We start from the raw sequence: 14587 nt of genomic DNA, 5'->3' as shown, positions 1-14587 counted from the left end.
CGGAAGCTAAGCCTGCCAGCGCCGATGATACTACCCTCTCGGGTGGAAAAGTAGGACACCGCCGAACACAAATTAAGAATCGCCCCCCACGTGAAACGTGGGGGGCGATTCGCTTTTAATCACCAATTCTCGATATCGAATTCAGTCGATATTCGAGCGATTACTCGCTGCGTCGGCGCTCACATAATTATGTCGGCCGTGGCTGCTGCCAGTATCCTTTGCGGGAAGGGCGGGTAGAAAGGCACACGTGGTCGGAGACAGACAAGGCGACGCAGAGCGGCGCCCGCGGCGTGCATCCAACGACCGCACATCGAGCAACAATTCGGGTCCTCGGCGGCACTACGACCAGCGGGGGCGGGATCAGCGCACCGGCGCGCCCCGGACTTCCGGACCGGGTCGGGCGCGGGCGGCGCAGCCGACCGCTGATGGTGAACCCAGGACCGACGGACCGCGACTGCCCGCCGACGTCGAGGCCAAAGAACTCGCGCCCGATGTCCGTCGGGAACTGGTCACCCTGGACAAGACGACCGCGGATTTCGTCGCCCGCCACCTCGTGATGGCCGGCAAGCTACTCGACGAGGATCCCGAGACGGCGTTGGCTCACGCCCGTGCCGCCCGTAACCGGGCCGGCCGGATCGCGGTGGTGCGTGAGGCGGTCGGTATCGCGGCATATCACAGCGGAGACTGGGCCCAGGCGCTCGCCGAGTTGCGTGCGGCCCGGCGGATGGGCAGTAAATCTGCCCTGCTGGCGATGATCGCGGATTGCGAGCGCGGTGTCGGACGGCCCGAGCGGGCACTGGAACTCGCTCGCAGTGACGAGGCCGCCGCACTCACCGGCGAGGATGCCGACGAACTGCGTATCGTGACGGCCGGCGCCCGGTCCGACCTCGGGCAGTTCGAGCAGGCTTTGGCAATTCTGTCTTCTCCGCCGCTGGATCCGACCAATGTGGGACCGACTGCGGCCCGACTGTTTTACGTATACGCCGACACCCTGCTGTCGCTCGGTCGCAACGACGAGGCACTTCAGTGGTTCGTCCATGCCGAGCAGGCCGACATCGAAGGAATCACCGACGCGGAAGACCGGATCACGGAGCTGTCCTGACGTGACCACGCTTGCACGGCAACATGATTGCCTGCTGCTCGACCTCGATGGCACAGTGTTTCGCGGCCATTCGCCCACTGAGGGTGCGCTGGAGAGTTTGGCCGGTCTGGATGCGCGGCTGCTGTATGTCACCAACAATGCGTCACGAGCGCCTGAACAGGTCGCCGCGCATCTGCGGGAACTCGGCTTCGCCGCTGACTCCGATGATGTGGTCACCAGTGCTGAAAGCGCGGCGCACCTGCTGGCTGCCCGTCTGCCGGCGGGCTCGACGGTTCTCGTCGTCGGTACCGATGCCCTTGTCGCTCAGGTCAGCAAGGTCGGCCTGCGGCCGGTTCAGACGCTCGACGAGGGCCCGGTCGCTGTGGTGCAGGGGCACTCGCCTACTACCGCATGGCCGGATCTGGCAGAGGCGGCATTGGCTATTCGGGCCGGCGCGTTGTGGGTGGCGGCGAACGTGGACCTGACGTTGCCGTCCGAACGAGGGCTGTTGCCGGGCAACGGCTCGATGGTGGCGGCACTGCGCGTGGCGACCGGTCAGGATCCGCTGGTGGCCGGGAAGCCCCAACCGACCCTGATGAACGACGCCTTGAGTCGTGGGACGTTCGCGGCGCCGCTGGTGGTGGGGGATCGGCTCGACACTGATATCGCCGGTGCCGTCGCGGCCGGGTTGCCGAGTCTCATGGTGCTCACCGGCGTCAGCACTGCGCGTGAGGCGGTCCATGCCGTGCCCGCGGAGCGCCCGGGCTACCTGGCCGCCGATCTGCGGGGCCTGCACGCCGCCGCCGACGCACTGCGCATCGGGCCTGACGCGGCCTGGCGGATCGACGTCGACACCGACACGGTCACGGTGCACGCCGCCGATCAGGAACCTGCCGACGACCTGTCGGTGGTGCGGGCCACGGCTCACGCAGTGTGGGGCTCGGATCTGGACCCGGCTGCGGTCACAGTGGTCGCCGGCGACGACACAGCGCGCCAGGCGCTGCAACGTTGGTCGTTGCTGTCGGTGCCGGTCGATCAGCGCGCCATCGACTAGCGTGAGTATCGCTATGAGTACCGATCCCGACGAACTGCGTGCCCAGGTCGCTGCGGTGCTGGCCGGCGTGCCGGATCCCGCGGTGGATCCGTCCGCACTCGAGGCCATGGACATCGATGTGGTGGCGGCCCGGCTCGAGGAGGCTCACGATCTGCTCGTGCAGGCCCTCGAATCCGTCGACAGGGGGCAACCGGGCGGACCGCAGGCGACCGGAAGGTGAGCGTCGGTGGCGCGGCGCGCTCGCGTTGATGCCGAGCTGGTGCGGCGGGGTCTGGCCCGGTCCCGCCAGCAGGCGGCCGAGATGATCGAGGCTGGGCGCGTCCGGATCGACGGTATGCCTGCGGCCAAACCGGCCACTGCGGTCGCCCCGGACACCAACATCACCGTGATCGCCACTGCGGAACGGAGCTGGGTCTCGCGCGGCGCACACAAGCTGATCGGTGCGCTCGACGCGTTCGACGTCGCCGTCGACGGCCGGCGTTGCCTCGATGCCGGGGCTTCGACCGGGGGCTTTACCGAGGTCCTGCTCGACCGCGGTGCCGCCGAGGTGGTGGCCGCCGATGTGGGCTACGGACAATTGGCCTGGCCGCTGCGGTCCGATGAGCGGGTGCACGTGCTGGAGCGCACGAATGTGCGGGAGTTGACTCCCGAGGCGATCGGCGGGCCGGTTCAGCTGGTCGTCGCCGACTTGTCGTTCATCTCGCTGGCCACTGTCCTCCCGGCGCTGACGGCCTGCGCGGACGCCGACGCCGATATCGTTCCGATGGTGAAACCGCAGTTCGAGGTCGGTAAGGATCGGGTGGGCGCCGGCGGTGTGGTATCCGATCCAGAGCTGCGCATCGATGCCGTGTGCACGGTCGCCCGCAGGGCGGCGGCGTTGCAGTGGCATGCTGTCGATGTGACGGCTAGCCCGCTCCCGGGGCCATCGGGCAATGTCGAGTATTTCCTGCACCTGCGTGCCCAAACCGAGCGTCCGCTGGCCGGTGAGGCGCTCGAACATGCAGTTCGGCAGGCGGTCGAGGAGGGACCGCAATGACGTCTGAACGCACGATCCTGCTGGTGGTGCACACCGGCCGCGACGAGGCGACCGAAGTCGCCCGCCGGGTGGAAAAGGTGCTCGGCGACAACGGCATTGGTTTGAAGGTGCTCTCGGCGGAGGCCGTGGACCGCGGACCACTGCACCTCGCGCCCGATGACATGCGTGCGCTCGGGGTCGACATCGAGGTGGTCGACGCCGAGGAACGCGCAGCCGAAGGTTGCGAGCTGGTGTTGGTCCTCGGCGGCGACGGTACGTTCCTGCGCGCAGCCGAGCTCGCGCGCAATGTCGAGATCCCGGTGCTGGGAGTCAATCTCGGCCGGATCGGGTTCCTGGCCGAAGCTGAAGCGGAGGCCATCGACCACGTGCTCGAGCGCGTGATCGAGCGCGATTACCGCATCGAGGAACGCATGACGCTCGATATCGCGGTGCGGGTGGGCACCGATGTGGTGAACCGCGGGTGGGCGCTGAACGAGGCCAGCCTGGAGAAGGGGCCCCGGCTCGGGGTGCTCGGAGTGGTGTTGGAGGTGGACGGTCGCCCGGTTTCGTCCTTCGGCTGCGACGGAGTGCTGGTGGCGACCCCGACAGGATCCACCGCTTACGCATTCTCAGCAGGCGGCCCGGTGCTGTGGCCGGACCTGGAGGCGATTCTGGTGGTACCCAACAATGCTCACGCACTGTTCGCCCGTCCGATGGTGACGAGTCCGTTGGCCAGCATCGCGATCGAGATCGAGGCGAGCGGCAACGATGCGCTGGTGTTCTGTGACGGTCGCCGCGAAATGATCGTGCCTGCCGGTGGCCGCTTGGAGGTGACGCGCTGCGGCACTCCGCTGAAGTGGGTGCGGCTGGACTCGGCGCCGTTCACCGATCGCCTGGTGCGCAAGTTCCGGTTGCCGGTCACTGGATGGCGGGGGCAGTAGATACCTGTGCTGTCGGAGATTCGTATCGAGTCGTTGGGCGCGATCAGCGCCGCCACCGCGGAGTTCGACCGCGGGTTGACCGTGCTGACCGGGGAGACCGGTACCGGCAAGACAATGGTGGTGACGAGCCTGCACCTGCTCGGTGGGGCACGGGCTGACGCGACCAGGGTGCGTTCGGGATCTGACCGCGCGGTGGTGGAAGGCCGTTTCAGCACAATCGAACTCGGCGAGGATGTCTCCGGTCGGGTCGAGGAGATCCTGGACTCCTCGGGCGCTGAGCGTGATGACGACGGCAGCGTGATCGCGGCCCGGTCGGTCAGCCGGGCCGGGCCATCCCGGGCGTATCTGGGTGGGCGCAGTGTGCCGGCGAAATCTTTGAGCAGCTTCACCGCTCAGGTGCTGACGTTGCACGGTCAGAACGACCAGTTGCGGTTGATGCGGCCCGATGAGCAACGGGCGGCACTCGACCGGTTCGCGGAGGTGGACAAGCCTCTGACCCGCTATCGACGTATCCGCGACGAGTGGCTGGCGGCGCGTCGTGACCTCACCGACCGTCGGCGGCGGGCCCGGGAACTGGCCCAGGAAGCCGACCGGCTCAGCTTCGGTATCCACGAGATCGACGCGGTCGCACCCCAACCCGGCGAGGACGAGGCGATCATCGCCGACATCCGGCGATTGTCGGAACTCGATGCGCTGCGAGAAGCCGCGCACTCCGCCCGCTTCGCGTTAGCCGGTGAGCTCGACGAGCCCACGCCGGAGTCGACCTCGGCCGCCGACGGGGTGGGCCGCGCGCAGGCGGCGCTGGAGTCCACCGATGACTCGGCGTTGCAGGCACTGGCCGTCCGCTTGGCGGAGGCGATGGCAGTGATCGGCGACGTCTCCGGCGAGCTCGGTGACTATCTGTCCGAATTGCCCAGTGATGCCAGCACTTTGGAGACCAAACTGGCGCGGCAGGCAGAGCTGCGCACGCTCACCCGTAAGTACGCTGCCGATGTCGACGGGGTCCTGGAGTGGTCACGCGACGCCGCCGAGCGGTTGGCGCAGCTCGATGTGTCCGAGGAGAGTCTGGCTGCGCTGGACAGCAAGGTTGCCGAGCTCGAGGGTCAACTGGTCGCGGCGGCAGGCGAACTCACCAAAGCCCGTTCCAAGGCGGCCAAGGGGCTGGCCAAGGCGGTGACCGCGGAACTGGCCGGGCTGGCCATGGCCAACGCAGTGTTCACCATCGGGGTGGCTCCGATGCCGGCCCGGGCCGACGACTCTGCGCCGTTGACCATGCCCGACGGCGAGATGCTGCATGCCGGCCACGACGGCGTGGACGCGGTCGAGTTCGGGTTCACCGCACACCGTGGCGCAGATGTGCTGCCGCTGGCCAAGAGTGCCTCCGGCGGTGAGCTGTCCCGCGTGATGCTGGCCCTCGAGGTCGTCCTTTCGGCGTCGACGGCGGGCACCACGATGGTGTTCGACGAGGTCGACGCCGGGGTCGGTGGCCGTGCCGCAGTGCAGATCGGCCGCCGGCTGGCCCGGCTGGCGCGTACCCACCAGGTCATCGTGGTGACCCACCTGCCTCAGGTCGCGGCTTTCGCCGATGCACACCTCCTGGTTGACAGTGGTAACGGTCGGGCCAAGTCCAGCGGTGTGCGCCGCATCGACGACGATGACCGGGTCGCCGAATTGGCCCGGATGCTGGCCGGACTGGGGGAGTCCGACAGCGGGCGGGCCCATGCCAGGGAACTGCTCGAGGCTGCGCAGCAGGAGCGCAGCGCACCCTAGTCCTGATCGACGATCGGGCCAGGATTGGCCGGCGACAGCTCAGCCGAGCTCCACCGCAGGGGACTGACGTGTGTCAGCTCCACCACCTCGTCGATCGTGAAGTCGACCGCGCACTGTGCGCCGGCATCGGGATCGGCTTCATCCCAGTTGATTTCCGCGACCCCGGTGAGCTGGATCGTCGTTCCGGACGACCAGTCGACCACCAGCATGCCGCACCGTGGGTTCGCGTCGATGTTGCCCAGTGTCATGAACATCGAGTTCCCGCGGTAGTCCGGCCAGCGTAGACGGTGGGGCGAGAGCACCTGTAGGAATCCGGGATTGCCGCCGCGGTGTGACGCGTCGGCATTGCCCGCGGCATCCGCCGACCCGATGAAGAAGGCGTCGGCGTGGGTGATGACCGCTTGCTGTGAGGAGGTCAGTGCCCGCCCACGGTGCACGTCGGGCAGTCTCGTCGAGGACCGCACCTCGACGACGCCCCGGCGCGAAATGTACTTCGGGCAGTTCGAATACACCTGATCGGCGTGGATCCGCAGTCCCGTGCCGGTGGGCTCGGCGGAGCCGTTGACTCGCATCCGCCGCCGAGTCTGCGGTTCGATGGCGATCATCCCGATCTGCCGTCCGCCGCGCAGCACATCGCGGATCGGATCGCCCGGCGCGGGCAGTGCTTCGACCAGGACCGTGCGCGGATCGTCGGAGTGGACGAAGCCGGGTGGACCAGCGATCAAGCTGGTCCACACCCGGCCACCGTCGTCGGCCGCGGCGATCACGATCATCGGCTGTTCGGCGAGGAACGCAGCGGCGGTCGCAGGAACTTCGGTGCGGATCATGCGGCCGGCGCGGGTGGCGATCGCCTCCTGTCCCATCCGGCGTTGCACCGCCAACTCACCCGAGTGATACATGTTCACCGCCTCGGCTCAGAAGAATCCGCAGGTGGGCGCCGCACCACTGGGTGCGGGAGCGCTCTGCGCCCCGTTGGGTGCGTACACCTCGAGCCGGGTTCCGTCGGGGTCGGTGAAGAAGATGCCGCCGGAAGACGTTCCCTCGCCGTGCGCGACGACGCCGTCGTGCGCGAACTCGGTGCCCAGCGCCTTCAGCGCCGCCTCGACGGTCCGCACTTCGTCGATGTTGGCTGCCTCGAACGAAAGATGGTGCAGGCCTGGTGTTTCCGTGGAGAACCGACCGTTGCTCTGCTGCCATAGGGTCAGCCGCAGTGTTCCGCCCGTGCCGAGGAAGGCGTACCGGTGCTCGCCCTCGCTGTTGACGGCGAGCGGTTCGAAACCCAACGCGTTTCGGTAGAACGCGACGGAGCGGTCCAGGTCGGTGACGTTGATGCCGACGTGTCCGGCGGCGAGCTGTGGCGAGGTGGTTCCGGGCATGCAGTCCTCCTGGGTAACTAGTGAAAAGACTTACGTAGGTTAGGACTGGAGAAGTCCCGCCGTCAACCATCTAATTTTATTTCGATGGTTAGTTCGGCGGGTGGCTCCTGCTGTCGTGGGCGCGTGGTTACCCTCAGGTATGCGTGATCCGCGCCCGCATGTCGGCGAACCCCTTGCGCTGGATCTGCTGAACACCCGATGGATGTCAGCGGATGGGCCGCAGGACCTCCTCGCGGACGTCGACGGGCTCCGCACCTGGTTGCTGGCCAATAGGCTGGACGACCGTTGCGAGGCTGACGAGAAGTCGCGGGTCGCGTTGATTGCGGCCCGGGAGGCGATCCTGCGGGCAGTGCAGGCGGGTTCCGTCGACGAGATCAATGACGTGCTGGAACGGGGCCGGATCCGCCGCACGCTCACGGCGTCGGGCCCCGCCGAGACGGCCGAGGTGCTGCAACCGGAGTGGCTGGCCGGCTGGCTGGCCGCGGCGGACCTGCTGCGGTTGCTGGGTGAGGCGCCCGACCGGATCAAGCAGTGTGCACACCCGCACTGCATTCTCTGGTTCCACGACAGCTCTAAGAACGGCGCACGACGATGGCACTCGATGGCCACGTGCGGGAACCGCGCGAAGGCGGCGCGGCACTATGCAGCGAAGCGGGATTGAGACCGGAGTGCTGTTACTGATGTGACAAAAGCCAACTTGTGGGGCTGGTGTTACGGCGCGCCTCCGCCCCCTGACCGGCGAAGCCCGACAGAATCGGCGCATGAAGATGTCCACGCTGCTCACCCGCAATGCCAGTACGCGTCCGGGAGTGACCGGCACTGCCCGTGTGGACCGCGACATCGATCGGCTGCTGCGCCGCGTCGGCCCTGGCGACATCGTCGTCCTCGACGCACAGGATCTGGACCGGATCACCGCCGATGCGCTTGTCGAGGCCCAGATCGCCGGTGTCGTCAACGCCTCGCCGTCCATCTCGGGGCGTTACCCCAACCTCGGGCCGGAGGTGCTCGTCGCCAACGGTGTGGTGCTGATCGACGAGGCGGGGTCGGACGTCTTCAAGAAGATCAAGGACGGGGCGCGGATCCGCCTTAACAACGGCGGCGTCTACTCGGGTGACCGACGGATCGCGGTGGGCACCGAGCGCAACGATCAAGAGATCCACGAGCTCATGCACGACGCCAAGAGTGGTCTCGTGGCGCATCTGGAAGCCTTCGCGGGCAACACCATCGAGTTCATCCGCAGTGAGAGCCCGCTGCTCATCGACGGCATCGGGATCCCGAACATAGACGTCGATCTGCACCGCCGCCACGTGGTGATCGTCGCCGAGGAGCCCGACGCGGCCGAAGACCTCAGGGCGCTCAAGCCCTTCATCAAGGAGTACCAGCCGGTGCTGGTCGGTGTCGGGGCCGGAGCGGACGTGCTGCGCAAGGCCGGCTACCGCCCGGCGCTGATCGTCGGCGACCCGGACAAGATGAGTGTCGAGGTGCTGCGCTGCGGCGCCCAGGTGGTGCTGCCCGCCGACGCCGACGGCCACGCCGCCGGGCTGGAACGCATCCAGGACCTCGGCGTCGGCGCGATGACCTTCCCCGCCGCCGGATCGGCGGCCGACCTCGCGCTGCTGCTGTGCGACCACCACGGTGCGTCGCTCATCGTCACCGCCGGTCACACCGCATCGATCGAGGAGTTCTTCGACCGCTCGCGCCAGCGCAGCAACCCGTCGACGTTCCTAACCCGGCTGAAGGTCGGGGAGAAGCTCGTCGACGCCAAGGCGGTGGCGACCCTCTACCGCAGCCGGGTGTCCGGCGGGGCGATCGCGCTTCTGGTGATGGCGATGCTGGTGGCCGTGGTGGTCGCTCTGTGGGTGTCGCGCGCCGACGGGGCCGTGCTCGACTGGGTCGTCGACTACTGGAACCGCTTCACCCTCTGGGTGCAGGGCCTGGTCAGCTAGCGGGGCGGTGAGTTGTGATCACGCTACGCGCACACGCCATTTCGCTGGCGGCAGTTTTCCTGGCGTTGGCAATCGGCGTGGCCCTGGGTTCGGGGCTGCTGTCCAACACGGTGCTGTCGGGCCTTCGTGACGACAAGAAGGACCTGCAGCACCAGATCGAGGCTCTCAATGACGGCAAGAATGCGCTGAACGAAAAGCTCAATGCCGCAGGAGAATTCGATGCGCAGATGGCACCCCGAATCGTGCGTGACGCGTTGAAGGACAAGTCGGTGGTGGTGTTCCGGACGCCGGACGCCGCCGACGGTGATGTCGACGCGGTGTCGCGGTTCGTCCGCGACGCCGGCGGCACGGTCACCGGGAAAATCTCACTCACGAGCGAGTTCGTCGAAGCGAACTCGGCCGACAAACTGCTGTCGGTGGTCAATTCACCGATTGTGCCGGCCGGCAAACAGTTGAGCACCGCGGCGGTGGACCAGGGGTCCCAGGCGGGCGACCTGTTGGGCATCACACTGCTGATCGACCGGAACCCGGCCGCGGCGCCCGTCGATGACATGCAGCGCCAGACCGTGCTCACTGCGCTGCGCGACACCGGGTTCCTGACCTATGACGATCCACACATCGGCGCGGCCAATACCGCGCTGATCGTGACCGGAGGCGGGTTGGGGGAAGACGGCGGCAACCGCGGCGCAACCATGGCACGCTTCGCTGCCGGGTTGGCCCCGCACGGCACCGGAACGGTGCTCGCCGGCCGCTCAGGATCGGCATCTGGAACCGGTCCGGTGGCTGTGACCAGGTCCGACGCCGGCCTGGCTGCCACCGTCAGCACCGTGGACGACGCCGATTCCAGCGCCGGTCAGATCACGGCCGTCCTCGCATTGAGCGACCTCGCGGGTGGGGGGAAGCCGGGCCGGTACGGCACCGGGCAGGGCGCGACGTCGGTGACCGTCCCGCAGTAGGCGCGCCCCGGGCGCCGATTTGCCGAGGCGCATCCGGCGCGTCAGCGACGGCTTGTCGGCGTCGGTGTTAAGGTGAGATTCCGTGGGTCGGCAGGCCACAGCAGTTTCTCGATTCCCTGCCAGTCGTCACGGAGGATGCTTTTGCCCGCCTTACGCAAGCACCCGCACACCGCCACCAAACACCTCTTCGTCACCGGTGGTGTGGCGTCATCGCTCGGTAAGGGGTTGACCGCATCGAGCCTCGGTCAGCTGCTGACCGCGCGAGGGTTGCAGGTCACCATGCAGAAGCTCGACCCCTATCTGAATGTCGATCCGGGCACCATGAACCCGTTCCAACACGGTGAGGTGTTCGTCACCGAGGACGGCGCCGAGACCGACCTCGACGTCGGCCATTACGAGCGGTTCCTGGATCGCAACCTTTCCCAGTCGGCCAACGTGACCACCGGTCAGGTGTACTCCACGGTGATCGCCAAGGAACGGCGCGGCGAGTACCTGGGCGACACCGTCCAGGTGATTCCCCACATCACCGACGAGATCAAGAGCCGGATCCTGGCCATGGCCGAACCCGATTCGTCCGGACAGCGCCCCGACGTGGTGATCACCGAAATCGGCGGCACGGTGGGCGATATCGAGTCGTTGCCGTTCCTGGAGGCCGCCCGCCAGGTGCGCCATGAGGTCGGCCGGGACAACTGCTTCTTCCTCCACGTGTCGCTGGTGCCCTATCTCGCCCCGTCCGGCGAGCTCAAGACCAAGCCGACGCAGCACTCCGTGGCCGCGTTGCGCAGCATCGGTATCACCCCCGATGCCCTGATCCTGCGGTGTGACCGTGACGTCCCCGAACCGCTCAAGAACAAGATCGCGCTCATGTGCGACGTCGACATCGACGGGGTGATCTCCACTCCGGACGCGCCGTCCATCTACGACATTCCCAAGGTGCTGCACCGCGAGGAACTCGACGCGTACGTGGTGCGCCGGCTCAACCTGCCGTTCCGCGATGTGGACTGGTCGGAGTGGGACGACCTGCTGCGGCGGGTGCACGAGCCGCAGGAGACGGTTCGGATCGCCTTGGTGGGCAAGTACATCGACCTGTCCGATGCCTACTTGTCGGTGGCCGAGGCGCTGCGCGCCGGCGGCTTCAAACACCGCGCCAAGGTGGAGATCCGGTGGGTGGCCTCCGATGACTGCGAGACCGACCTCGGCGCGGCGTCCGCGCTGTCCGATGTCGACGGGGTGCTCATCCCGGGCGGTTTCGGCATCCGCGGCATCGAGGGCAAGCTCGGGGCCATCGGGTTCGCCCGCAAGCGGGGCCTGCCGGTGCTGGGACTGTGTCTGGGGCTGCAGTGCATCGTGATCGAGGCGGCGCGGTCGGTCGGTATCACCGGTGCCAACTCCGCCGAGTTCGATCCGAAGACGGCGGACCCGGTGATCTCTACGATGGCCGATCAGGAGGACGCCGTCGCCGGCGAGGCAGACCTGGGCGGCACCATGCGGCTCGGTGCCTATCCCGCCGTTTTGGAAGCGGGATCAATTGTGGCGCAGGCTTATCAGGCCACTGAGGTATCAGAACGGCATCGGCACCGCTACGAGGTCAACAACGCCTACCGGGACCGCATCTCCGAGAGCGGGCTGCGGTTCAGCGGCACCTCGCCCGACGGGCACCTGGTGGAGTTCGTGGAATACGACTCGAAGATCCATCCGTTCCTGGTCGGGACGCAGGCCCACCCCGAGCTCAAGAGCCGGCCGACGCGGCCACACCCGCTGTTCGCGGCATTCATCGGCGCGGCGCTGGATTACAAGGCGGCGGAGCGGTTGCCCGGGATGGACCTTCCCGAACATTTCGCCGAGGACGTCGAGGACGGCGCGAGTCCGGTGGACGAAGCCGCTTCTCTTGGCTGAACACGACTTCGAGACGCTGGCCAGCGAAACCGTCTACGTCGGAAACATTTTCGCGCTGCGCGCGGACGAGGTCAGCATGCCCGGCGGCGGGTCGGCCCGGCGTGAGGTCGTCGAGCACTACGGTGCGGTCGCGGTCGTGGCCATGGACGAGGACGGCAACGTGGTACTGGTGTACCAGTACCGTCACCCGCTGGGACGCCGGCTCTGGGAACTACCCGCCGGCCTCCTCGACCTCGGTGGGGAGCCTCCCGAGGTGACCGCCGCGCGCGAACTCGAAGAAGAGGTCGGGCTGGCCGCCGCGCACTGGCGGGTGCTGGTGGATCTCGATTCGACGCCGGGGTTCTCCGACGAGAGTGTGCGGATCTATCTGGCCACCGGATTGACCGACGTCGCGCGTCCCGAGGCCGAACACGAGGAAGCCGACATGGTGGTGGAGCGGGTGCCTCTGGCAGAAGCCGTGCGGCGGGTGTTCTCCGGCGACATCGTGAACGGCATCGCGGTGGCAGGCATCCTGGCCGCACACGCGATGCCCGACGCGGAGGCGTTACGGCTGGTCGACGCGGTGTGGACCGACCGGCCGACAGCGTTCAGGCGGCGCAAAGGTCTGTTATGACCACACCGTCGCCCCTCCGATCGGCCCTCGACGACCAGCTGCAGGGCTACCTCGATCACCTGACGATCGAGCGGGGCGTGGCGGCCAACACCTTGAGCTCCTACCGGCGCGACCTGCGTCGCTATGCCGAACACCTGACCCAGCGGGGAATCGCGGATCTTGCGGACGTGGCCGAGGCCGACGTCAGCGACTTCCTGATCGCGCTGCGTCGGGGAGATCCGGAATCGGGAGTGACCGCGCTGTCGGCGGTTTCGGCTGCGCGGGCAGTGGTCGCGGTTCGCGGACTGCACCGGTTCGCCACGGCCGAAGGCATCACCGCACTCGATGTCGCCCGCGGGGTCAAACCGCCCACGCCGAGTCGTCGGCTGCCCAAGAGCCTCGGCCTCGACGAGGTACTCGCGCTGCTCGAGGCCGCCGGCGGCGAGAGCGAGGCCGACGGGCCGCTGACACTGCGAAACCGGGCACTGCTGGAACTGCTGTACTCCACCGGCGCCCGGATCTCCGAGGCCGTCGGACTCGACATCGACGACATCGACACGCACGCGCGTTCGGTGCTGTTGCGCGGCAAGGGCGGTAAGCAGCGGCTCGTGCCGATCGGACGCCCGGCTGTCACCGCGCTCGACGCGTACCTGGTGCGGGGGCGTCCGGACCTGGCCCGTCGGGGCCGGGGCACCCCCGGAATCTTCCTCAACGCACGAGGAGGCCGGCTGTCCCGTCAGAGTGCCTGGCAGGTGTTGCAGGATGCCGCGGCGCGCGCCGGCATCGCGTCGGCGGTCTCACCGCACACCCTGCGGCACTCGTTCGCGACGCACCTGCTCGACGGCGGCGCCGACGTACGCGTGGTCCAGGAACTGCTGGGCCACGCCTCGGTGACCACCACGCAGATCTACACGATGGTGACGGTGCATACGCTGCGCGAGGTCTGGGCGGGAGCGCACCCGCGGGCACGCTAGCGGTGAACCGTTCGCCGCCCTCCGATGGAATTGCCGATCAGGGTTACGCGGTGAGTCCGGTGAGCGCAAGGCCGATGTCCCAGAGTCGCGTGGCATTGTCAGGATCGAGAGCATACGGGGCGACACCACCGCTGAAATCGTTCGGGCGCTGCGTAACGATCGGTGATTCGTTGCAGTCCTCGAAGTAGCGACCTCCGATTCCGTCCAGCAGCGGTGACGCCGCCAGTAACACGGATGTCGCAGCTCCCTGCTCGATGGTCTTGCGGCGATCCACCGGCGTTTGCAAACCGCCGGTGTGTTTCTGAAGACCGGTGGCGATCGCGCCAGGATTGAGCGCATTGCCGACGATCAACTCGTGCTGCCAGCGCTGGGTCAACGCCACGGTGAGGAGCACGTCGGCTGTCTTGGACTGTCCGTACGCCGTCCACGGGTCATAGGGTCGGAAGCGGTAATCGAGATCGTCGAACACCACCGGCGACAACAGGTGTCCGCTGGAACTGACCGAGACCACCCGGGCACCACCGGCGGCTTTGAGTGCGGGGTAGAGCCCGATGGTGAGGGCGAAGTGGCCGAGGTAGTTGGTGGCGAACTGCATTTCCCGGCCCTCCTTGGTGCGCGCCAATTCGGGTAGCGCCATGATGCCGGCGTTGTTGACCAACATGTGCACCGGCTCGCCGCTGAATCGGGCCGCGAAGTCTCGCACGCACTCGAGGTCGGCGACATCGAGCAGTGCCGGTGTGACAGCGTCGTTTCCAGTGGAAGCGGTGATCTCGGCCGCTGCCCGGCGGCCGGCGTCGAGCCGGCGAACACCCAACACGACGGCCGCGCCTGCGGAGGCCAGTGCGCGTGCGGTCTCCAGCCCGATGCCGGAACCGGCACCGGTGACCACGGCGCGTCGCCCACGGAGGTCGACATCGGAGAGGATGTCGTCAGCGGTGGAGGTGAACCCGAATGGGGTTGACAGGAGTGTCACTGAATCACCTTGT

15 protein-coding genes are annotated in these 14587 nt (G+C 67.6%); 12 read left to right on the top strand and 3 right to left on the bottom strand.

The window, feature by feature from the left end:
• The first annotated feature begins 247 nt into the window (after window positions 1-247).
• The 6 genes from A5779_RS20545 to recN are packed head-to-tail and all read left to right on the top strand — an operon-like array spanning window position 248 to window position 5861.
• Window positions 248-1102 carry a tetratricopeptide repeat protein gene (locus tag A5779_RS20545; protein WP_082941775.1) on the top strand — a complete coding sequence of 285 codons (855 nt, stop codon included), beginning with the start codon at window positions 248-250 and terminating at the stop codon, window positions 1100-1102.
• Between the two features lies 1 nt (window position 1103).
• Window positions 1104-2135 carry an HAD-IIA family hydrolase gene (locus tag A5779_RS20540; protein ID WP_064885095.1) on the top strand — a complete coding sequence of 344 codons (1032 nt, stop codon included), beginning with the start codon at window positions 1104-1106 and terminating at the stop codon, window positions 2133-2135.
• Window positions 2136-2148: 13 nt separating this feature from the next.
• Window positions 2149-2355, top strand: a complete 207-nt coding sequence (locus A5779_RS20535; RefSeq protein WP_055114689.1) for a hypothetical protein — start codon at window positions 2149-2151, stop codon at window positions 2353-2355.
• A gap of 6 nt (window positions 2356-2361) precedes the next feature.
• Window positions 2362-3171, top strand: a complete 810-nt coding sequence (locus tag A5779_RS20530; protein WP_064885093.1) for a TlyA family RNA methyltransferase — start codon at window positions 2362-2364, stop codon at window positions 3169-3171.
• Window positions 3168-4091 carry an NAD kinase gene (locus A5779_RS20525; RefSeq protein WP_064885091.1) on the top strand — a complete coding sequence of 308 codons (924 nt, stop codon included), beginning with the start codon at window positions 3168-3170 and terminating at the stop codon, window positions 4089-4091. The genes A5779_RS20530 and A5779_RS20525 overlap by 4 nt, the downstream gene beginning before the upstream one ends.
• Before the next feature lie 6 nt (window positions 4092-4097).
• Window positions 4098-5861 (top strand): DNA repair protein RecN, encoded by a 1764-nt coding sequence (gene recN / locus A5779_RS20520; RefSeq protein WP_064885089.1) that lies wholly within the window; start codon window positions 4098-4100, stop codon window positions 5859-5861.
• Here the strand turns inward: recN and A5779_RS20515 are convergent.
• Window positions 5858-6760 carry a pyridoxamine 5'-phosphate oxidase family protein gene (locus A5779_RS20515; RefSeq protein ID WP_064885109.1) on the bottom strand — a complete coding sequence of 301 codons (903 nt, stop codon included), beginning with the start codon at window positions 6758-6760 and terminating at the stop codon, window positions 5858-5860. The genes recN and A5779_RS20515 overlap by 4 nt on opposite strands.
• A gap of 15 nt (window positions 6761-6775) precedes the next feature.
• Window positions 6776-7237: a VOC family protein gene (locus tag A5779_RS20510; protein WP_064885087.1), complete on the bottom strand. Its 462-nt coding sequence runs from the start codon at window positions 7235-7237 to the stop codon at window positions 6776-6778.
• Window positions 7238-7376: 139 nt separating this feature from the next.
• Here A5779_RS20510 and A5779_RS20505 point away from each other — a divergent pair, with 139 nt between their 5' ends.
• The 6 genes from A5779_RS20505 (at window position 7377) to xerD (ending at window position 13601) form a co-directional block, all read left to right on the top strand.
• On the top strand, window positions 7377-7898 hold the full coding sequence (locus A5779_RS20505; protein ID WP_064885085.1) for a CGNR zinc finger domain-containing protein: 522 nt from the start codon (window positions 7377-7379) through the stop codon (window positions 7896-7898).
• Window positions 7899-7998: 100 nt separating this feature from the next.
• Window positions 7999-9183 (top strand): putative cytokinetic ring protein SteA, encoded by a 1185-nt coding sequence (steA, locus tag A5779_RS20500; RefSeq protein ID WP_064885083.1) that lies wholly within the window; start codon window positions 7999-8001, stop codon window positions 9181-9183.
• A 14-nt stretch (window positions 9184-9197) separates the two neighbouring features.
• A complete protein-coding gene (locus A5779_RS20495; protein ID WP_064885082.1) occupies window positions 9198-10139 on the top strand; it encodes a copper transporter in 942 nt (313 codons plus the stop codon).
• 141 nt (window positions 10140-10280) lie between these two features.
• A complete protein-coding gene (locus A5779_RS20490) occupies window positions 10281-12035 on the top strand; it encodes a CTP synthase (protein WP_064885107.1) in 1755 nt (584 codons plus the stop codon).
• Window positions 12028-12648 (top strand): NUDIX domain-containing protein, encoded by a 621-nt coding sequence (locus tag A5779_RS20485; protein ID WP_064885080.1) that lies wholly within the window; start codon window positions 12028-12030, stop codon window positions 12646-12648. The genes A5779_RS20490 and A5779_RS20485 overlap by 8 nt, the downstream gene beginning before the upstream one ends.
• On the top strand, window positions 12645-13601 hold the full coding sequence (xerD, locus tag A5779_RS20480; RefSeq protein ID WP_064885078.1) for a site-specific tyrosine recombinase XerD: 957 nt from the start codon (window positions 12645-12647) through the stop codon (window positions 13599-13601). The genes A5779_RS20485 and xerD overlap by 4 nt, the downstream gene beginning before the upstream one ends.
• A gap of 43 nt (window positions 13602-13644) precedes the next feature.
• Here the strand turns inward: xerD and A5779_RS20475 are convergent, their stop codons facing one another.
• Window positions 13645-14574 (bottom strand): SDR family NAD(P)-dependent oxidoreductase, encoded by a 930-nt coding sequence (locus tag A5779_RS20475; protein WP_064885076.1) that lies wholly within the window; start codon window positions 14572-14574, stop codon window positions 13645-13647.
• Window positions 14575-14587: the final 13 nt, after the last annotated feature.

Source organism: Mycolicibacterium peregrinum (assembly GCF_001665625.1).
GTDB classification, from domain to species: Bacteria; Actinomycetota; Actinomycetes; order Mycobacteriales; family Mycobacteriaceae; genus Mycobacterium; species Mycobacterium peregrinum_B.
The sequence above is the reverse complement of the archived record's forward strand: the minus strand, read 5'-3'. Positions and strand labels throughout refer to the sequence as shown.